Source organism: Bartonella sp. LJL80, from assembly GCF_054871565.1.
The window spans coordinates 164,935-184,632 of the sequence record NZ_JBTXLM010000001.1; the positions used below are offsets into that span (position 1 = coordinate 164,935).

At 49.4% G+C, this 19,698-nt stretch carries 13 protein-coding genes and 2 tRNA genes; 7 read left to right on the forward strand and 8 right to left on the reverse strand.

Features of this window, described 5'->3' with window-relative positions:
- Positions 1-259: 259 nt before the first annotated feature.
- Positions 260-334: transfer RNA gene (locus ACYSNS_RS00720), tRNA-Glu, on the reverse strand.
- A 159-nt stretch (positions 335-493) separates the two neighbouring features.
- Between ACYSNS_RS00720 and ACYSNS_RS00725 the strand changes: the two genes are divergently transcribed.
- Positions 494-569, forward strand: a tRNA-Phe gene (locus ACYSNS_RS00725).
- A 308-nt stretch (positions 570-877) separates the two neighbouring features.
- Here the strand turns inward: ACYSNS_RS00725 and ACYSNS_RS00730 are convergent.
- The 6 genes from ACYSNS_RS00730 to ACYSNS_RS00755 all read right to left on the reverse strand — a co-directional run bounded on the left by ACYSNS_RS00730 (position 878) and on the right by ACYSNS_RS00755 (position 10,721).
- Complete coding sequence (locus ACYSNS_RS00730) at positions 878-2,215, reverse strand: MFS transporter (protein ID WP_461721217.1); 1,338 nt, start codon at positions 2,213-2,215, stop codon at positions 878-880.
- Positions 2,216-2,392: 177 nt separating this feature from the next.
- Positions 2,393-3,844, reverse strand: a complete 1,452-nt coding sequence (locus ACYSNS_RS00735) for an aldehyde dehydrogenase (protein ID WP_461721218.1) — start codon at positions 3,842-3,844, stop codon at positions 2,393-2,395.
- A 66-nt stretch (positions 3,845-3,910) separates the two neighbouring features.
- Complete coding sequence (mdlC, locus tag ACYSNS_RS00740) at positions 3,911-5,518, reverse strand: benzoylformate decarboxylase (RefSeq protein ID WP_461721219.1); 1,608 nt, start codon at positions 5,516-5,518, stop codon at positions 3,911-3,913.
- Positions 5,519-5,938: 420 nt separating this feature from the next.
- A complete protein-coding gene (locus ACYSNS_RS00745) occupies positions 5,939-7,663 on the reverse strand; it encodes an acyl-CoA dehydrogenase family protein (RefSeq protein WP_461721220.1) in 1,725 nt (574 codons plus the stop codon).
- Position 7,664: 1 nt separating this feature from the next.
- Positions 7,665-9,800, reverse strand: a complete 2,136-nt coding sequence (locus ACYSNS_RS00750) for an acetate--CoA ligase family protein (protein WP_461721221.1) — start codon at positions 9,798-9,800, stop codon at positions 7,665-7,667.
- A 108-nt stretch (positions 9,801-9,908) separates the two neighbouring features.
- Positions 9,909-10,721 carry a p-hydroxycinnamoyl CoA hydratase/lyase gene (locus ACYSNS_RS00755; protein ID WP_461721222.1) on the reverse strand — a complete coding sequence of 271 codons (813 nt, stop codon included), beginning with the start codon at positions 10,719-10,721 and terminating at the stop codon, positions 9,909-9,911.
- 103 nt (positions 10,722-10,824) lie between these two features.
- Here ACYSNS_RS00755 and ACYSNS_RS00760 point away from each other — a divergent pair, with 103 nt between their 5' ends.
- Both ACYSNS_RS00760 and ACYSNS_RS00765 read left to right on the forward strand, forming a co-directional pair.
- A complete protein-coding gene (locus tag ACYSNS_RS00760; RefSeq protein WP_461721223.1) occupies positions 10,825-11,268 on the forward strand; it encodes a MarR family winged helix-turn-helix transcriptional regulator in 444 nt (147 codons plus the stop codon).
- 197 nt (positions 11,269-11,465) lie between these two features.
- Complete coding sequence (locus ACYSNS_RS00765; protein WP_461721224.1) at positions 11,466-13,274, forward strand: LysR family transcriptional regulator; 1,809 nt, start codon at positions 11,466-11,468, stop codon at positions 13,272-13,274.
- Positions 13,275-13,291: 17 nt separating this feature from the next.
- On the opposite strand, the gene ACYSNS_RS00770 is transcribed toward ACYSNS_RS00765, so the two are convergent.
- The gene (locus ACYSNS_RS00770) at positions 13,292-14,596 is read right to left on the reverse strand and encodes an MFS transporter (RefSeq protein ID WP_461721225.1); all 1,305 of its coding nucleotides are present in this window, start codon (positions 14,594-14,596) and stop codon (positions 13,292-13,294) included.
- Between the two features lie 293 nt (positions 14,597-14,889).
- Here ACYSNS_RS00770 and ACYSNS_RS00775 point away from each other — a divergent pair, with 293 nt between their 5' ends.
- The 4 genes from ACYSNS_RS00775 to ACYSNS_RS00790 are packed head-to-tail and all read left to right on the forward strand — an operon-like array spanning position 14,890 to position 19,521.
- Positions 14,890-16,263, forward strand: a complete 1,374-nt coding sequence (locus tag ACYSNS_RS00775; protein WP_461721226.1) for a dihydroorotase — start codon at positions 14,890-14,892, stop codon at positions 16,261-16,263.
- Entirely contained in the window at positions 16,263-17,510 is a 1,248-nt protein-coding gene (locus ACYSNS_RS00780; protein ID WP_461721227.1) for a Zn-dependent hydrolase, read from the forward strand. The genes ACYSNS_RS00775 and ACYSNS_RS00780 overlap by 1 nt, the downstream gene beginning before the upstream one ends.
- Before the next feature lie 38 nt (positions 17,511-17,548).
- Positions 17,549-18,916, forward strand: a complete 1,368-nt coding sequence (locus ACYSNS_RS00785; protein WP_461721228.1) for a UbiD family decarboxylase — start codon at positions 17,549-17,551, stop codon at positions 18,914-18,916.
- A gap of 32 nt (positions 18,917-18,948) precedes the next feature.
- Complete coding sequence (locus ACYSNS_RS00790) at positions 18,949-19,521, forward strand: UbiX family flavin prenyltransferase (RefSeq protein WP_461721229.1); 573 nt, start codon at positions 18,949-18,951, stop codon at positions 19,519-19,521.
- Positions 19,522-19,698: the final 177 nt, after the last annotated feature.

The window sequence follows — 19,698 nt, forward strand, 5'->3', positions numbered from 1 at the left end:
ACTCTGTTCGTTCGACCGAAATTGACCCACCATGTTTCGAATGGCGCAAACCATCTTCTAGCTTCCAATGACCCCATTTTATTTCAGAGTCTCAATAAACACATTATGACGAACGATCAAGACCGAACGCGAAAGAATGGTTAGACGATTTATAAAGCACGCGACTTACTTCTGCACGTGATAGATGACGAACTTTTAAGCTTGGGAATGTTCCATAAAACGATTGACATGATGTATTTGTCTTAATCGCAAAGCCACATGGTACGCCTAAGGGGAATCGAACCCCTGTTTCCGCCGTGAGAGGGCGGCGTCCTGACCGCTAGACGATAGGCGCATGGTGATAGCGCCTATACGCCTCGTTTCACCAAAGAGCAATGCCAATATCCAAATAATAATCTGAAATGGATAAAAATAGAATATTTTTGTTTTGACGGCTGGACACAGCTGATTTTAATGTTATAAACCCAACCGCTTCAGTAGAAATACTGAGAGTGCCCAGATAGCTCAGTTGGTAGAGCAGCGGACTGAAAATCCGCGTGTCCGTGGTTCGAATCCGCGTCTGGGCACCACGCTTCCCCTTGAATTTCCCTGATAGAGCCATAACCAACCTTCAACACGTATTCGTAGTCTTATACGATACGATATTCCGACATCTCCCAAGCTTATATATTATAAGCCTAACGTTCCTTTCAGACAGTGACTGGAAGGAAGCTGTTGAGCACGCTAATATGCGTATGGCATAAAAGCTGGGGATCAATTTATGTGTTTTAGGGCAATAATTAAACCCAATAAATTTGCAAAAATAGTTTCGGACAGCGGTGGTTTTTCGTCTCTGCTAAAAGTGTTATCGTTTACTGTAGCTACAGTGAAGGACAAATTACATCGCGGCCGGTATGTGACGCCTGACAACAAGCAGAGCAATCGTCACGATAATCATAGAGCCACCCAACAACCAAAAATATCCTGTTGCACCGCCATAGGTAATAACGGGCGCGCCGCCAAACGCTGCCGCGATGGCACCAACGCGTCCAAACATTAAGGCGCCTGATGTCCCGGTTGCCCTGATCTTGGTCGGATAGATATACGCACACAATGCATACATGGTTGACTGCACCGCATTAACAAAAAGCCCATGCAGACACAGCATAACAATTAGCAATGTGATATGATTTTGCACATTAAACAACTCGATCGCCAATGCGCTTAAAGCACCGGCAGCGCTGCACAAGATCAATGGCCAGAACGAACCGAATTTCGTGATAAACCAAGCGCAGACCAAAGCGCCCACAACACCACCAAGATTATACGCTGTGAGGCCACGTCTGGCCACCTCTTGCGCAATGTCAACGGATGTCAACATAGTTGGCAGCCAGCTGAAAGCAGCATAGACAGCCGCCAGGCAAAAGAAAAACGCGCACCAAATAGCTGACGTATCGCGTGCCAGATTATCATGGAAGAGAGCGCCATAACCGCTGCGTTTTTCGCGGCTTTGTTCGGCGACATCGGTGAATTTGGTTTCTGCATCAACCTTCATGCCCATCCGTGCGAATATATTACGAAGTTCGCCCCAGCGCTCCGGATAGCGGACGAGGTATTTAGGCGTTTCAGGCGTTGCAAAGATACAAAACAGCATCAGCGCGATAGGCATAGCACCACCAATGAAAAACATCATGCGCCATCCAAAATCCGGCATGATGACTTCAGCGAAAAAGCCCGCCACGACACCACCTAGAGGAACGCATACAATGGTTGAAGTGACGATTAAGGTTCGATAACGCTGCGGTGTAAATTCGGCAGCGATAGTCGTTGCAATTGGGAGCGCCCCGCCAATACCAATTCCGGCAAGAAACCGAAAAATAGCGATACCAGTCAGGTTATTCTGCGTGCCAACCAAACATGTAAACACGCCGAAGATAAGCAAATACACCATAATCGCTTTTTTACGCCCGAAACTATCGGCAAATACCCCTGTCGTGGCGCCCACACCCATGCCAAACACGCCTGCGACAACTGCTGGCATGAATTCATTGCGCGTTAGGCCCCACTCGCGCATCAAAGCCGGCGCGGCATAGCCGATGAGCTGTGAATCAAACCCGTCCAGTATGACGGCAACAGCGGCAAAAAATACGATCAGTTTTTGGTAGAATGTAAAAGGTGCATTATCCAATGTGGTGCTTATATCAATCACCGATTTTGATTGTCTATCGCCCGCCATACTATTCTCCTCCCGAGACGCTATTGATGCTTGATCAATCTTCAGACCTGTCAGATCGGTCGGAAGCTTTTGTTATCTTTTTCCAGGCTATCCGCCACCTGGGCCGAATCCGTTTTCGTTGATGATTGCCGTTTGAATATGGACGACTAAAGCGTATGCGACCCCAAAACCTGCCTGTCAGAACGGGTAATGACGCTTGCTTGTTTGTAGGCTCACCCAACGCAAATCGGTGAATTCGGCAATGCCGGCTTGCCCGCCGAATCTACCGATTCCGCTGGCTTTTACGCCCCCAAACGGGGCTTGCGGTTCATCATCGACCGTCGGCCCGTTCACGTGGCAAATACCTGATTGGATACGACCTGCAACGCGATATCCGCGTGCTGTATCACGGGTAAACACAGCAGAGGAAAGCCCATAGTCACTATCATTGGCAACCCTGATTGCATCATCCTCTCCATTCACACGAATGATCGCTTTCACCGGCCCGAATGTCTCTTCATAATAAATTTCCATTTCCGACGTGACATGATCAAGGAGTGTTGCTTGCATGAGGGGGCTATCTGCCTTGCCACCGCACAAAATCTTTGCGCCCTTGGAAACAGCATCGTCGATCAATCGATTGCAATGGACTACCGTTGACATGTCATAGACCGGACCGAGAATGACATTTTCTTTCCTGGGATCACCAAGTGACAATGATGTGACCTTGGACACGAGCTTTGTGAGGAATTCTTCTGCGACAATCTTATCGACGATGATCCGTTCCGTCGACATACATATCTGGCCTGAATTCATAAAAGCCCCAAAAACTGTCGCGTTAACAGCGTCATCCAGATCGGCATCATCCAGAATAAGAATTGGTGCTTTACCGCCCAACTCCAGCACAACCGGTTTTATGTGGCGGGCGCAATGGGCAGCAATTATGCGGCCGATTTTTGTAGATCCTGTGAAATTCACCCGACGAACTGGCGCAGAACAAACCAGCGCTTCAACAATATTGGCTGCGTCCGCAGGTGCATTGTTGACATAATTAACAACGCCGGCTGCAAATCCTGCCTCGTTGAGGCAATCGATGATAAGCGCATGAGTTCGTGGGCAAGCCTCGGAGCCCTTCAATATGATTGTGTTTCCACAGGCGAGCGGCACGGCAATAGCCCTGACGCCCAGAATGATCGGAGCATTCCATGGAGCGATCCCCACGACAACGCCCGCCGCCTGGCGTATTGCCAGTGAAAGATGCCCCGGTGTGTTGGACGGGATGACATCACCCGCAATGGATGTAACAATGGAGGCGGCCTCCTCGAAAATTGAGGCACCCAATGCAACATTAAAACCGGCCCAAACATCTGAAGCACCGGTTTCATCCGCCATGGCGGAGATGAATTCCTGTTTCTTTGCCAACATAATCTCGGCAGCACGTAAAAGTAATCTACGTCGCTCAGCAGGTGTTGATTGTGACCATTGGGAAAAAGCAGCATCGGCGGCAGCCACTGCTTTTACGATGTCAGCGTTTGTAGCTGCACAAGCTTCGGCCACGACAGTGCCATCCAACGGATTTTTCCGTTCAAATGTTTTACCATTATTCGCTTGAACATATTGTCCATCGATGAAAAGGGGAACATTTTTCATATCGTGTCTGCCTTGTATTTTGACTATCAGAGTTGTTAATTTAAACAGCGGATTTAGAGGCGCTGCTCAATCTGCCAAGACGATCTCAATGAGAGTTGTGGTTGGGTGATCGATTGCTGCCTTCAATTCATCTTGCAATTTTAAAGGATCGGTTACGCGAGAGGCTCTACAGCCAAGTGCACGCGCCAGCGTGACAAAATCCAAGTCGGGCAAGTCGGTTCCTTCCACTTTTTCCTGACTGGAAAACCCAAATTCCGGCGCAAAATTTTTCAAAGCCGCATAGCTTCCATTGCGAAAAATGCACCATGTAATGGGCAGCTTCAGCAACGCAGCGGTCCATAAACTCTGGATTGAATACATGGCTGAGCCATCGCCGATTATACCGATAACCCTCTTATCCGGCATGCCGAGTGCTGTGCCAATTGCGGCGGGCATTCCATAGCCAAGTCCGCCACTTTCCATCGTTAAAAACTGGCCGGGTAAATCAATCGGCAAATAAGTCTGAATCATCGCACGCGCACCTGGTGCCTCTTCAACAATCATCCATTGACTGCGGTCAAAACTGCGCAAAGTTTGCAAAACAAAAGGTGTCGTCATCGGTATCGACGCGGCGATAGTTTCAGGCAAAGAGTGTGGCTGCGGCGCTGTTCGCGAGATCGGCTGAGACATTGCCAAAAGGTCTTGCAAGGCCAATCGCACATTGCCGACAACACCGTATCCAGTCGGTGTCCAGGAGGCGGTCATCGGGTCTTCGATGATTTGGAAAAGTTTGGAGCCTTGCGGAATGTGGGGCCCGAAGCCTTCAACATGATAGGGAAAGGCTGCGGCACCCAACACAACGATCGTATCGTGTCCCTGTAATATCTGGACGATTTTTTCACGCATGGCAGGCAAAAAGCCGCCAAACAAGCGATGCGTTTCAGGAAAGCTGCATCGCCCTGTCATTGGCGCTACATACACACGCGCCTCGTTTTCTTCGGCAAGCGCAATAACAAATTCGCTGGCCTTGGCACGATCGACACCGCCCCCGACCACAAATGCGGGCTTCGCACTGCTATTGAGTGCGTCGGAGACATTTTTGATGGCAGCCAAATCGGGGCGCTGCTCATAGCTCACCTCATGTTGTTCCAGTGGTAAAGCCTGCCGGTCCCAATCATCAACCGGGATTGATACAAGCACCGGCCCTTTTGGTTCCTGCATGGCGATATGATACGCGCGCTGCATAGCCAAAGGCACATCTTCAGCGCGGGCAGGTTCAATCGCCCATTTGACATAGGGTTGCGGTAGTTCGGTTGGACGGACTGAAGCCAGAAATGGCTCATAAGGCAGGATAGAACGCGCTTGTTGTCCCGCGGTAATCACAAGCGGTGTGTGGTTTTTATGGGCAGTAAAGATGTTACCCATCGCATTGCCAACACCAGCAGCAGAATGCAGATTAACGAATGCGGCACGCCCCGTCGCCTGAGCATATCCGTCGGCCATGCCGATGACAATTGCTTCTTGAAGCCCCAATATGTAGCGAAAATGGTTTGGAAAATTGCGAAACATCGGCAATTCAGTTGAACCGGGATTACCAAAAATAGTATCGACGCCAATCGTTTCAAAAAAATCGAATACGGCATCCCTAACTGTATAGCCGCGCTCTTGCTGCTGGCACCGTATTTGGTTACTCAAAATCCTACCTCCCAATAGTATAAAATGTGAGCGAGCTGAAAACGCCTTGCGATACGCGCTGTCATTTGTGCTCGATTAAATAAGATAGACGTCCTCCAGTGTGAAAACATATCGAGTTAAACCAAGTGCGACAAATGATAAAACACCATCCAAACATAACCTTGCGGTTATAACATCCCGAAAAGGCGCTACAATTTACCAAGACACTTCGATAGCTATGGATCAGAGGCTGAAGAATGTCAGACGAAACAACACGAAACGTCGTACAAGCGGGGTCGGGCAAAACGTCTATGAAGTTCTCAGAATTGCCGACATATCCATATAAATGCGCAGTCAGCCTTGATGTTGAAGCATCCGAAAACACAACAAAGCGCTTATCCTATATCCCCCCACTTTTAGGTGGCCCCTGTTCTGTCTTTATCATTCAACGCGATCCTGCAATCGAGCACTTCCCAGTAAAGCGAGTGCTGAAAGTGATTGTGCCCTTATCAATATTTCCTCCAAAAAGAATCTAGCATTGAGAACAGTGTCAGTCGGCGCGTCATGTGCTTGCAAAATACGCGCCGCAATCCAGCTTAAAGCCGCGATGGCGACGAGATGAAGAAATGCATCGGCACCGGCTTCTGCATCCCGGGCGGCCATGGCGATGATCTTCTGTGCCGTAAGTTCCAAAAGATCGAAGACCGCGCGGTAATTTTCAGCCAAATCCTTGGGCAAGCCATGTGTCAGGCTTCGTCCTTTGTTGAGGAAAATGTGCAAACCCTTACTCTGATCGCGCCCATGCAAGCGACGATGCAACAGATCAAGTGCCTGAATGCCGCTCGTTCCCTCAAATATCGCGAGAACCCGGGAATCACGCAATCCCTGTTCAATTGGCCATTCCGAGGTATAACCAGCGCCGCCTAATATCTGCATCGCGGTGCTGGCAGCGTGAAAGCCCGTTTCAGCGCCGATTGTTTTGAGAACCGGCAAAAGAAATTGCGTTAGCAATTGGCTGTCCTGTTGCGTTTTCTTATCCTGACTTTTCAAGCTCAAGTCGGTATGATTAGCGACCGAAAAAATCAAACCACGCAGCAAGTCGACAGAACAGGCGGTCTCTCGAAGCATCCGGCGAACGTCCATATGGTGGTGGATCGGCACGGGTGGAAAATGAGCGTCCCCGCCCTGTTTACGCACAAGACTATAATTTAAGGCGGTGTCATAAGCTGCCGAAGCTATACCGCCACCCATAACGGCTACCGATAGGCGCATATTGGCGATCATAACAAACATTTGAGCGAGTCCACGCCCGGCTTGCCCCAACAAGACCGCTTCGGATTTATCGAATGCAATGGAACATGTAGGGGAGCCGTGCAATCCCATTTTTTCCTCGACACGCTGTATTACAACCCCATTTCCACTCTGCTGCTTTTCCGGTGTTTCGGTAAATTGATTGGGCACAAGAAAGAGACTGATCCCACATGGTTCTCCCTCTTCGTCGTAAGCTTTTGCGAGAAGACAATGGCCTATTCTATCGGTCAAATCGTGGTGCCCATAGCTGATCCAACATTTCTCACCTTGGATAAGCCACCGCCCGTCGGTCTGTTTTTCAGCTTTGGTGCGCATACGAGCCACATCGGACCCTGCATCAGCTTCCGATATGCAAATGGTAGCACCCCATTTTCCTTGTATGAGGTTTGGCAGCCACGCTTCGCAAGTGCATTCATCTCCCCAATGAGAAATAAGCTTGGCCGCTGAAATTTGCGGTACCGGTAGCATACCAAAAGCTGGGCAAGAACGATCAAAGATGCCTTGAACAGCCGCCCAAAGCGCGAGGGGAGCCTCTTGGCCGCCAAATATCTCCGGTTGTCCGAGCAGTGTCCATCCCGCGTCACAAAACTGTTTCCAAGCCGTCTTATGGCCGGTTGTTGTTAACACTTTACCCTCAACAAGCCGCGCACCCTCAACATCCATAGGTTGATTTAAAGGTGCAAGGATACCCTCTGCAAAACGCGCCGCCTCTTTTAACAGGGTATCGTGCATCGCCGCCGTTTCAGCGAATGCAGGATCAAGCTTTTGCACATTCTCCCATTCATCCGAACAGCGCAAAAGGAAACTGATTGGTTCACAATCTATCCGCGGAACCGGTGCTTGAGGTGATAGCATATCACTCGCCCCCGCTAATCCGCATAAGTGCATCCAGCGCGAGAGCGCCCTTGCCATTTTCATAGACAACAACCGGATTGAGGTCGATTTCTGCGATAGTGGGACTTGCTCGCATGATAGCCGCAAGCTTCAAAATCAACTCAACCACGCTTTTCTTATCCCCTGGGGGCGTACCGCGAAAACCGTCGAGAAGAGCAATGCATTTCAAACCATCCAAAGCATGCTCAATACCTCGACGATCCAAATCAGCGGGGATCAAGCAATGATCATGATAAAGTTCGGCCGTTACGCCGCCCGCTCCGACCAGAATAACCGGCCCCCAAAGCGGATCACGTTTGGCACCGATGATCAGTTCAAGCCCGCGCGCGCCCATTTTTTCTATCAGCACCCCATCAAGGGTCACGTCGGGGCGATTTTTTGCAACATTGTTGTGCAGCTGTTGCCACGCCATACGCAAACCAGCTGCATCTGGAATATTCACGATAACACCGCCGGCATCGCTTTTATGTGGCAAGCTTCTTGCCTGGGCTTTGACGACCACTGGAAAACCTATCTTTTCAGCAACAGCGACCGCTTCATCGGCAGAATGGACAAGAGCACCTTCCGGGAAAGAAAATCCTGTTAAAGCTAATAATTGTTTGGCACGGTATTCGGCGATGATACCAAGGTCATTCAGGCTATCGAGAGGGAGTGGTGAAGATGTTTCGCCGCTTGGCTCATCTGTGAATTCGGCATGTTTGCTGACCTGTGCCAAAGCACGTATTGCCCGATCTGGCGAGGTGAAATAAGACGCGCCGTTGCGCCTTAAAGCTTGAACATAATCGGCTGGTACGGGTGCCCCGTCATCAAGACCTGCAAACAGAATAGGACATTGCGGTTTTATCGCTTCGAGCGCGGCTATCACTTCCGGATATTTAATGGCACATGTCTCGTAATCTGTCTGAATAATCGGTAAAAAGATCGCGTTGATGTCTGCGTCCTTATTTAAGGCTTTGATTACGCGGCCATAAATACTCGGCTCAACCAATCCCTGTGCAGTCAGGTCAACTGGATTGGATAGTGCGACAAATGGCGGCAAAACACAGCGGAGTTCCGTATGCCGATTTATATCAAGCTTTGCGAGCGCCAGCCCAGCACTCTCGCAAAGATCAAGCGCCAATGCCTTATAGGCACCTGATTCCGTCACAATAACTGATCGTCCCTTTCTGAACGGTCCATAGCGGCTTAGTAAATCACAGACATCTATAAGCTCTTCAAGGTCGTTTACGAGCAGTACGCCGGCTTGCTCGACCATGACCTTCATCAAATCATAATCGCCAGCCATAGCACCGGTATGGGTTGCGGCAGATTCACGGGCTTCCGCGCTTTTTCCCGGATGAAGCAGCACGATCGTTTTGCCTGCAGACCTTATGTGACGCGCAACCGTGAGAAAATCTTTTGGTTTACGGAACTGTTCGACTATCATGGCAAAAACATCGACATTTTTGTCGTCGGCCAAGGCCGCAAGAAAATCCTCCACACCGTTGACGGCTTCGTTACCCGTTGAGATAGAGTAAGAAAGCGGGAGATCCCGCGCAGTCAATGACACACTCAGAACCGCCGACATCGCACCGCTTTGTGAAACGATCGCAATTTTTCTACCAAATTTTTCTTGCATCAAAGGGGCTTTGATGAAGGTCAACGGGGCATGATGGTCAAAACCAATGATACCAAGACAATTTGGACCATCAACTACCATGCCATTGTCATGAGCAATTCTTGCGAGCTCTTTTTGTTCGGCTTGGCCATCGGGACCATCTTCCGCAAAACCAGCGGAGAAAATGATAACCCCTTTGGTCTTTTTTGCTGCGAGCGATCGCATGGCAGCTAAAACCGCTTGGCGCGGAATGGCAAGTACAGCGGCATCGATATTTTCTGGCAAACCTTTGATATCCCGGTGGCATGGATGCCCCGCAATCTCGTCATATTTGGGATTAACCAGATGGATTTGACCAGCAAACCCATGTTTTTGCAAATTTTCAAAAACCGAAAACCCAAGCGCACCAGCGTTGGGCGACGCGCCAATAATGGCGATGGTTTTTGGGCGCAAAAGACAATCGAGCTTTGCATGCTCGGCACAAGCATTGATATCGGTCATATTCTCCTCCAAATCCTGCTTGTTGAAGCAGGTTGACCTAAAGCAATCTTATTTGAATGATGGAAACGACCGGTACATTGCTCTTCCTATCAATATACCGGCTGTATTCTAATGGTCGCGCTTATAAGCGCCGAGGCCCGGCTTGTATGTTTTATCGTCCAGGAACTGTTTCATACCTTCCTTTCGGCCATCATTATCAAACGAATTTGCAGCCTCTTGCATACGCACGAGGTAATCCTCTGCCTCATCATAGACCATATTTCCAACACGGCGTATCGCATCTTTAGTTGCTTTGAGCGCGGTTGGATTTTTTGCCAAGAGAACCCGGCATACTTCTTGGACACGCTCTTTCAGCTTAGCCAAGGGCACGGCTTCATTAACTAGGCCCCACTCGGCTGCCTGCTTTCCATCAACCAATTCCGCTGTCAACGCATGATACATGGCACGTCGGAAGCTAAGAAGCTCCACAGCCACTTTTGTCGCGCCACCGCCAGGCAAAATTCCCCAATTGATTTCCGATAAACCAAACTTTGCTTCATCTGCCGCAAACGCCAGATCACAAGCAAAAAGCGGTCCGTACCCGCCACCAAAGCACCAGCCATTGACCATGGCGATGGTTGGCTTCTGGTACCAACGCAACCGACGCCACCAGCCATAGCTTTCGCGCTGCGACTTGCGGATGCCCTTAATGCCATCAACCTCGGTATCGCGGAAATATTCCTGCAAATCCATACCGGCAGTCCATGCCGCGCCTTCCCCTGTTAGCACAAGAACACCGACATCATCGCGAAACTCAAGCTCGTCAAGCACATCCATCATTTTGCGGTTTAGTGCGGGGCTCATGGCATTGCGCTTTTCCGGCCTGTTAAACGAAACCCAAGCCACTTTATCGACAACTTCAAATTTGACAGGATCTGACATAGTATTTCCTCCACGCTATTGGTATGGCTGCATTTGCAACAGCCGATCCGTTATTGTTATTATTCATAGCATTTATTGAGAAGGCCGACAAGGAAAACTTACAGTGAAGCATCACGAAGGCGAAAATTCCAACGAATTGAATAATCCGATAGGCTCACTATTAGGGTATCAGATCAGGCGTATATCCGCTGATGATATGGCACGCCTTGGCAAGAGCCTGATGGCCTTGGACATATCCACGGTTGCGGCGTCAGTGCTTATCATCATTTGCGCCAATGACAGGGTAACCCAGTCCGATGTCGGCCGTTGTCTTGGCATACAAAGAGCCAATATGGCCCCTCTGACAACCATGCTGGAAGCGAAAGGTCTGGTAGAAAAGATGCCCCTGGACGGGCGCTCATCCGGTTTGACGGCGACAAATCAAGGACGTGAATTATGCGACCGAATTCTGATGGCGATGAATAAAAGCGACGCGGTTATTCTTGATCGGCTCTCGGCGGAAGAGCAGGCTGTATTTCATCAATTACTCGGTAAAATTCTTGCGTGACATTGGCGTTGCAAAAGGGATAGCCGTTGATTTTTCCATGATCATGATGCGTAAAAGATGAGGTAGGATAATCGTTTTTATCATCTAAACTGGTGTTAAGATTATTCATCAGTCACTTTATCCACGAAGGATCCCATGGCCCTTTTTCTCGAAGGCTTCTTCTCGGTCTCAGCCGTTGAATTTCAAAGGTATTGGCTATGAATTTACAACAATTAACCTATTTTAATTTGGCGTGCCAATTTAAAAATCATCGCGAAGCCGCCCGTACAATCGGTTGTCCAAGTTCTTCCTTCAGCGAAAATATCAGCAGACTGGAAACCGATCTTAATCTGCAACTTTTTCGAAGAGGGCCTTCAGGCCACTATCCGACAGATGTCGCCGCTACGCTCTATCAACGCATTGACCCATTGCTGCAATTTGCGGAAATCGCACAAAAAAGCGGTATCAGCGATGTGCAAAAGCTCCATTTAAAAACTCCGTTGAAGCTTGTCTTCGGTCGCCTTTCGACGGCAATAGGCATTGCTTCACAGAGGCTGCGCGAAAGCTTTCCGGCAATCATTGTTGAAACGCTTTACGATCAGGACGTCCGATCTCTTATAATACCACATTCCGACAATCTTATCATTGAATATGGCGACCGTAGCGACAAGGCTGAGCAAGATATACTTTATCATGACGTCTGGTGCGCCATTGTTAATTTTCATCATAATGATAGACAGGACATGTCCCTATCGCCAGAGCTGATGAAAAACCACAGGATTTTCATCCCCGATCTCTCGCCCGCGCAAAAACAAATGGTACGGCAATATTGTAAAGTTCATTGTCTGGCTGAACCCGTAGTCATGGCAGGCGCATTCGAGCAATTTCACGACCTTGCCCGCCTCGACCAACCATTCATTCTATTGGCGCCTGAAACGCGGATAACAGAAAGTATAAACCGACTGGATTTACGCAGTCTTGCCCTACGGGAGCCTCTCAGCAGCCCCGTCATCATACGCTACAACCGCGACATCGTGTTGCATCGGCACTATGTTGCCCTTCTTAAAACTGTGTTGGCACAAACGGGGCCGAAATTGCTCTATCGAAGCGACATGACCTTCAAGCAGATGGATTATTTCAGTGCTGTTTATGAAACGAGGAATATTTCGTCGGCCGCAAGAAAACTTCACGTATCGCAACCGGCAATATCCAGCCAATTGAAAAAGATGGAAACGTTACTGGGTAAGAAGCTGTTTACCAGAACCCATAAACTGATGTTGCCGGATGACAGTTCAACCGCGCTCTATAAGATTTTCAGCCAAATTCATGCCATCAGGAATGCGCTGAAAAGCAATGTTCATAATGCACTCGGTTTGAACGAAACATCATTGACGATCGGTATTATACCGCTGCTGAACCACGCGAATGATCTTGTCGATAAATTCGCCAATGCAATCGTCGAGATAAGGCAGGCCTATCCTTCACTGCGACTGGAAATTGTTGAAGCACCGGCTGGACTATTGCTTGATTGGGTCAACACAGGTTCAATCAGGCTTGGCATTGTTGAGGCGCAAGTGGCTGCCACATCACAGATCGGTCTGGATAATAAAGACCGTCTCGTCGTCTTATCAAAAAGACAAGATAAACTCTTGCCGCATGGTGACGTGGCGCTTAGCGCGCTTTTAGAGACGCCACTGGTTTTACCAAACCAGGCCTACGGTTTCAGAAGGTTGCTTGATGATGCAGCTGAAAGAATCGGACAAAATCTGAATCCGCAATTTGAGGTCAATTCTTTGGCCGCCATAATTGCTTTGGTCGGACGTATGAAGGTTGCGACAGTCATGCCAGAAACGGCATTGCATTCACTTGACATACGGACGCAATATCAAACAAACCCTATTGTCGATCCTGTAATCTATCGCAGTCTTTCTGTCATATTTTCCACCAATCGCAGCCTGAGCGTGACTGAACGGATGATCATAACCCTGCTCCGTAACAATCTTGCGCACATGCCGTCGAAAACCTGATTCCACTCATGATAGGTTCATGCCTCTGCCGATTTTACCCTTACCAATAGCGCGACTATCGCACATATACTCCCAGCAGCGGCGTACCATGCGGGAGCATAGATACCTCCATCTTTCGAAAACCAAGTGAGGATGGCGGGGGCGAAACCACCAAAAATCGTAAAAGCAGCATTGTAGGAAAGCGACATGCCGGTAGAACGTATGTGCGGCGGGAAAAGCTCAGATATAGCAACCGCGGCAACACCCGAATAAAACCCGACCATGATACAAAAACATGTTTGCACAAAAACAACACAAAGCAGCGTTGGAAAGATTTGCAGCAACCATAACAAAGGAAAAACGCAGACACCTAAAAGGAATGCAGCGATAAGCATAATCCCTTTTCGCCCGAACCTATCTGATAGGTGACCGGAATATACGCAAGTGAAAACCATAACGATATTGCCGATAAAGGATGCCAAAAACGTTTCGTTGCCAGCAATCGCAAATGTACGTTGGATATAGACCGGCATATAAACGATGAGAGAATAGATTGCGATTCCCCACAAAATGCTGATAGCTATTCCTTTGATAAGATTTTGCCAATAGCCGCGAAACACCTCTTTCAGCGGTGATGTGCTTTCAGCTGATAAGGTTTGTCGTTTTTGGGTTTCTTCAAATACAGGTGTTTCTTTCAACGTGCGGCGCATCCATAGTCCTACCGGCGCTATCAGCAAACCGATAAGAAATGGAACGCGCCACCCCCAATGCAAAATCTGGTCATGGGTAAGCCATGTCGTCACAGCAAGCGCCACCAGCGCACTCATAATATTGGAAAGCGACATACTGGCCTGCAACCAAGCAGAATATTTGCCTCTTTCTCCCGCTGGAGCATGTTCGACAAGGAAAGCTGCGGCCCCTCCAAGCTCGCCGCCAGACGAAAACCCTTGCAATAAACGTCCGGCCAATAATAGCAACGGAGCGCCTATGCCGATGGCTGCATAAGTCGGTGCTATCGCGATAATCAACGTTCCCGCCGCCATAACCATAATGGTCAATGTTAAAGCTGCTTTTCGACCAGCTTTGTCGGCATAGATTCCTAATACGATTGCGCCAACAGGGCGTATGATAAAGCCCAAGCCAAAAGCCAGAAAAGCCTTGATCAATTCCGACGTGTCATTGTCACTGGGGAAAAAATTCTGCGCTATATAAATGGCAAAAAGCGCGTAGATTGCAAAGTCATACCACTCAAGCGCATTGCCCAGCGACGCTGCAATGACGGCACGGCGGCTAGTGGAGCGGTCTATTCCATTGGATATTTTCGGCTTGCTGGTATTTTGCATCTGTCACTCCCATTTTTGGTTTAAAAAATGGCGTGACTGTATGTCTCTAGTCAAAACGTAAAATCCGAACGGAGCTATTAAGAAACTCGAACGGTCAAGTTGTAGTACACCGCTTGATACTTCTTAATCAAAAAGCAGATTGGTCTTGATGCGGCGATGAAGCCTCGCCCAAGTTCGCAGTGCTGGGTGGAGTGCTATGGCAGTTCGCATTTTGTTATAATACGTTTCGAAAAAAAGCGTTTTTTATCGCGGCAAAAATATGTTGTCATCCAGCTGAGCTGGAGGAAATACATATGAGCGATTTTGATTTGGTGCTGACGGGTAGAGTCGTGGACGCTGGCCGTATCCGCAATAAAGGTTACGTTGCGGTGCGCAATGGAACGATAGAGCGAATCGGTGAAGGACAGCCGCCAGCAGCAAAAGACCGACATGATTTTGGTGATGCTTATATTATGCCGGGCGCTATCGACTCGCAGGTGCATTCGCGCTCTCAAAAAGGTCAGGAAGATTTTGTCTGGTCTAGCCGTTCGGCAGCAGCCGGTGGTGTTACAACATTGGTCGACATGCCCTATGATGATGGTAATATGATCTGCACCGGCGAGCGATTGACACAGAAAGCGCTTGAAGCTGGCGACCAATCACGGGTGGACTTCGCACTATATGGTACAGTCAGTCCGCAAGATGGTTCTGCGCATATTCGCGACATGGTTGCAGCGGGGGCATGCGCGTTTAAATTTTCTACATTTGGCACTCATCCACAGCGTTTTCCGCGGATACCTTCCAAGATGCTGTTCGATTGCTTTCGCGAAATTTCCAAGCATGGGCTCATGGCTGGTGTACACAACGAGCATGACGAATTTATCCGCGCGACAGAAGAAGAGATTGCCGGTTCAGGCATCACAGACTATCGCGCTCATGGCTTGAGCAGACCACCTCTTGCTGAAGCATTGGCAACAGCTGAAGTTTATGAAACAGGTGCCGCTGCGGGTTGCTCGTCGCACATAGTCCATTCATCGATCAGCAGAGGGTATGATCTATGCCGCAGCTATCGTTTACAAGGATATGATACAACGATCGAAGCCTGCATCCATTATCTGGTCCTTGATGAAGAACACGATGTAGCACGTCTTGGTGGCAAAGCGAAAATAAACCCTCCCGTCCGCCAACGTGATGAAGTCGAAGCCTTGTGGCGTCATTTGGCAGGCGGCAATGTGACCGTCGTTTCGACCGATCACGTTAGTTGGTCTGTGGACCGCAAAACCGATCCGGTCATGCTGAAGAATGCGTCAGGTGTTCCCGGCCTCGAAGTGCTTTACACACTGCTTTTGGATAATTTGATCAAGAGACGGTTAAGTCCTGTATTCGCAGCGCGCCTATTGGCAGCAAACCCGGCACGTCTATTTCGAATAGGGCATCAAAAAGGGGCACTGGAATTGGGGCGTGATGCGGATATCGTCGTCATGGCGCATAATCCCGGCCGCTATGACCCTGCTGCCAGCGGGCATAATTATGTTCAATGGAGCCCATACGAAAACATGGAATTGATACACCGCCCTGCAGCTACTTTCGTGCGCGGGAAAATGGTTTTTGATGGTAAAAATGTTATTGCGAAACCCGGTGATGGTGTATTCGTCAAACCTCTACAAATCAAACAGGCAGAATGCTGATGGTAAGAGGAAATCTTCCAATAAATGGTCAGCGTCTTTGGGACGATATTATGGCGCTTGCCGCGATAACCGACCCTGGCGCTCCTTTCACGCGACGCTCATTTTCAGAGCTTTTCCTAACTGGCCGTGACTGGCTTTCAAAACGTTTTGCAGAAGCGGGCCTTGCTGTTAGCCTTGACAGTGGCGGGAATCTGATTGGCCGTTTGGCGGGTATTAAGCCCGGAACAATCATGATTGGCTCTCACTCCGACACCGTGCCAAGCGGCGGCAGATTTGACGGGATTGCTGGCGTTATCACAGCGCTTGAAGTTGTTCGTTCGATGCGCGACCACGGAATTATCGCAAACCATACAATCGACATTGTCGATTTCCTTGCCGAAGAACCAAGCGAATACGGATTGTCTTGCATTGGCAGCCGCGCGATGAGCGGACATCTTACCAAGTCGCAACTCGACTATAAGCACCCCGATGGCGAGACGCTGGCAGGTGCGATTGATCGCATTGGGGGGCGGATAGCCGATTTGGCCAATGCGCGACGAGACGATATTGCCGCCTTTTTTGAGCTGCATATTGAACAGGGTATCGTTCTCGAGCAAGCAGCCATAGATGTCGGCATCGTTACCGCTATCGCGGGTATAGCGCGGATTGAAATTGGCTATCAAGGACGCGCCGACCACGCTGGCGCGACACCCATGTCATTGCGACGGGATGCAGGCCTGGCAGCTGCAAAAACTGTCTTGCACGTAAATAGCCTGGCAACTGAAATTGCAGAGAGCGGCAACGGTCATTTCGTTGCCACCACCGGAATTGTCGAACAAATGCCAAATGCTGCCAATGTTATTGCAGGCCAATCGCGTCTTGTCATCGATGTCCGAGCTGAAGACCATGCAATGACTGAAGCCTTTTTAGCAAAACTGGATGATGAAACAAATACAATCGCCAGTGCTTGCCGCGTCAACCGCAGCAAATGGCTTTTGTTGTCGGATACGATGCCTGCAAAATGCGATGAAACACTGCAAGAACTATTGGCTGAAAGCGCTGCAAAGCTTGGCTTGAAGAGTTGCTCCATGGCTTCTGGTGCGGGGCATGATACCGCCTTTATCTCGCATGTTGCGTCTTCTTGCATGGTATTTGTCCCAAGCAAGGAAGGCATTAGCCATGCCCCAGATGAATGGACCGAACCGGAAGAGATAGCGGCTGGGGCAGCTGTCTTATTTGAGAGCGTCATTGCCTTCGATAGACGCTGATATGCAGCGAAAAGAGCCGAAAACAACAGAGTAGTAAAATGTCGAAAACAGATCAGAGTATGCGGGGATTTTTACAACAGCTTGAACGCGAAGGAGCGCTGCACCATGTGACATATCCAGTGGACATTCGATATGAGATCGCATCGATCCTAGCACTGCGCCCGCGAGAGGCTGCACAGTTTTTTGACGATGTAAAACAAGCACGAATGCCTGTCGTCGGCAATATCTATAATAGCCGGGCGCGTTTCGCTCAGGGCTTAGGCATTGAACCAGCGCGGCTTGACGCTTTTTGTCACGCAGCACTACGCAACCCAATTCCCCCGATCATAGTGGATAATGCACCGGTTCAGGATGTCGTCATTAAACCGCCTTTTGATATCGCCGATATCATGCCGGTGCCCTGCTGGTTTGAAAAGGAAGATGGCCCATATATTACGGCTGGCATTATCATTGCAAAAGACCCGGAAACCGGGCGGCGCAATGTTTCAATTGCGCGGCTGCGACTTGAAGGCGGCCAACTGATGATGGCAGGTATTGCTAAAAACCATCACCTCGCTCAACTTGCCGATAAAGCCATGGCGAAAGGCCGCAGTCTGGAGATTGCCATTGTTATCGGTAATCACACGGCGTTACTCCTTGGTTCCCAACTATATCTCGATCTTGGTGACGATGAATATGATACGGCGGGAGCACTACTTGGCACAGCGGTTGAACTGGTCAAGTGTAAAACCGTCGATCTGGAGGTTCCAGCGCATTCCGAAATCGTCTTGGAAGGTATACTTAAACCCGACCAACTGATTGACGAAGGAGCGGTTTCGGAATTCCCCGGTTTTTATGTCTATTACGGTCCCGGAATCGGTGTTGAAGCAACCTGCATCACCCATCGCAGCGACGCGATTTACCAAGCAATTTTGCCCGGTTTTGCACCTGAACATTGTCTGCTTGGCGGAGTGGCGATCGGGGCCACTCTGACGCGTGATTTGGCACGCACAATTCCAGCCGTCAGGCGGGTTATCATTACCGAAGGCGGGATGGGGCGTCTGCATGCCGTTATTGTCATGCATAAGCCCAAATTGGGTGAAGGCAAGAGAGCGGTTTTGCTAGCAATGGGTATGGTCAACCTACTCAAGCTTGTTACCGTTGTTGATGATGACATTGATCCTGAAGACCCTATGCAGGTAGAATGGTCGTTGGCTGCGCGCTTCCGCGGACATGAAGATCTGATTGTGCTTCCCGGTGTCAAGGCAGACCGGTGTGATCCAGTCCATGAACATCTGACGGTCACGAAAATTGGTTTGGTTGCAACAACACGTCCAGGAGATGGTGCCGATGGTGGGCGATCGGAATTCGTACGCCCGCCGATGGACGTCTTCAACCGCATTCGCGATACGATTGATCAATATTGAAGCCACTCATTTTTAACAACTGGATCACTTATATGAAAAAACGCTTTATAGTGGCTATAACCGGTGCATCCGGATATGTTTACGGTGTCAGACTTCTGGATGCTTTACGTGCGCTGGGCTGTGAGACGCACTTCGTCATGTCCCGTTCTGCCATGGTCGCGCTTGCATATGAAGGCGATATGAAAGTCGCCGATATCAATGCTAAAGCGGATTTTGTCTATACCAACGATGATATAGCTGCACCCATAGCCAGTGGTTCGATCCGTATCGCTGGGATGTTTATCGCGCCATGCTCGGCAAAAACCTTAGGGGAAATTGCATCTGGAAATTGTGGCACACTTGTGTCCCGCGCTGCCGATGTAACATTGAAAGAACGCCGCAGACTGATCATGCTCTTGCGCGAAACGCCACTGCATCTAGGGCATTGCCGGAACATGGTTTCTGTCACCGAAATGGGGGCTATCGTCATGCCGCCTGTCCCTGCGTTTTATCCGCGCCCAAAAACTCTTGATGAAATGGTCGATCATACTGTGGGGCGGGCGCTGGATCTCGTCGATATCGATGCGGGGCTTGTCAAACGCTGGCGTGAGGAGCAGATCATCTAAAGCTAAAGTGAGATATTATAGAGCACCCGCAATGATGATCAACATAGAACGCTATCGCCCCCCCCCTTACGAACGCTCTGCGCCAGAGGCTCGCTTTCGGTGATATCTTACGTCTCTAACCAAAACAGCTTAACGCTCTTGATCGGTATCAGTCGTTCCATGACTGCCAGTTCAGCG

Bases quoted from the DNA above. Each gene is read 5' to 3' on its own strand.
- ACYSNS_RS00785 (WP_461721228.1), top strand. From the start codon at position 17,549: ATGTCGAAAACAGATCAGAGTATGCGGGGATTTTTACAACAGCTTGAA.
- ACYSNS_RS00755 (WP_461721222.1), bottom strand. From the start codon at position 10,721: ATGTCAGATCCTGTCAAATTTGAAGTTGTCGATAAAGTGGCTTGGGTT.
- ACYSNS_RS00765 (WP_461721224.1), top strand. From the start codon at position 11,466: ATGAATTTACAACAATTAACCTATTTTAATTTGGCGTGCCAATTTAAA.
- ACYSNS_RS00770 (WP_461721225.1), bottom strand. From the start codon at position 14,596: ATGCAAAATACCAGCAAGCCGAAAATATCCAATGGAATAGACCGCTCC.
- ACYSNS_RS00745 (WP_461721220.1), bottom strand. From the start codon at position 7,663: ATGCTATCACCTCAAGCACCGGTTCCGCGGATAGATTGTGAACCAATC.
- ACYSNS_RS00775 (WP_461721226.1), top strand. From the start codon at position 14,890: ATGAGCGATTTTGATTTGGTGCTGACGGGTAGAGTCGTGGACGCTGGC.
- ACYSNS_RS00790 (WP_461721229.1), top strand. From the start codon at position 18,949: ATGAAAAAACGCTTTATAGTGGCTATAACCGGTGCATCCGGATATGTT.
- ACYSNS_RS00780 (WP_461721227.1), top strand. From the start codon at position 16,263: ATGGTAAGAGGAAATCTTCCAATAAATGGTCAGCGTCTTTGGGACGAT.
- ACYSNS_RS00730 (WP_461721217.1), bottom strand. From the start codon at position 2,215: ATGGCGGGCGATAGACAATCAAAATCGGTGATTGATATAAGCACCACA.
- ACYSNS_RS00735 (WP_461721218.1), bottom strand. From the start codon at position 3,844: ATGAAAAATGTTCCCCTTTTCATCGATGGACAATATGTTCAAGCGAAT.
- ACYSNS_RS00750 (WP_461721221.1), bottom strand. From the start codon at position 9,800: ATGACCGATATCAATGCTTGTGCCGAGCATGCAAAGCTCGATTGTCTT.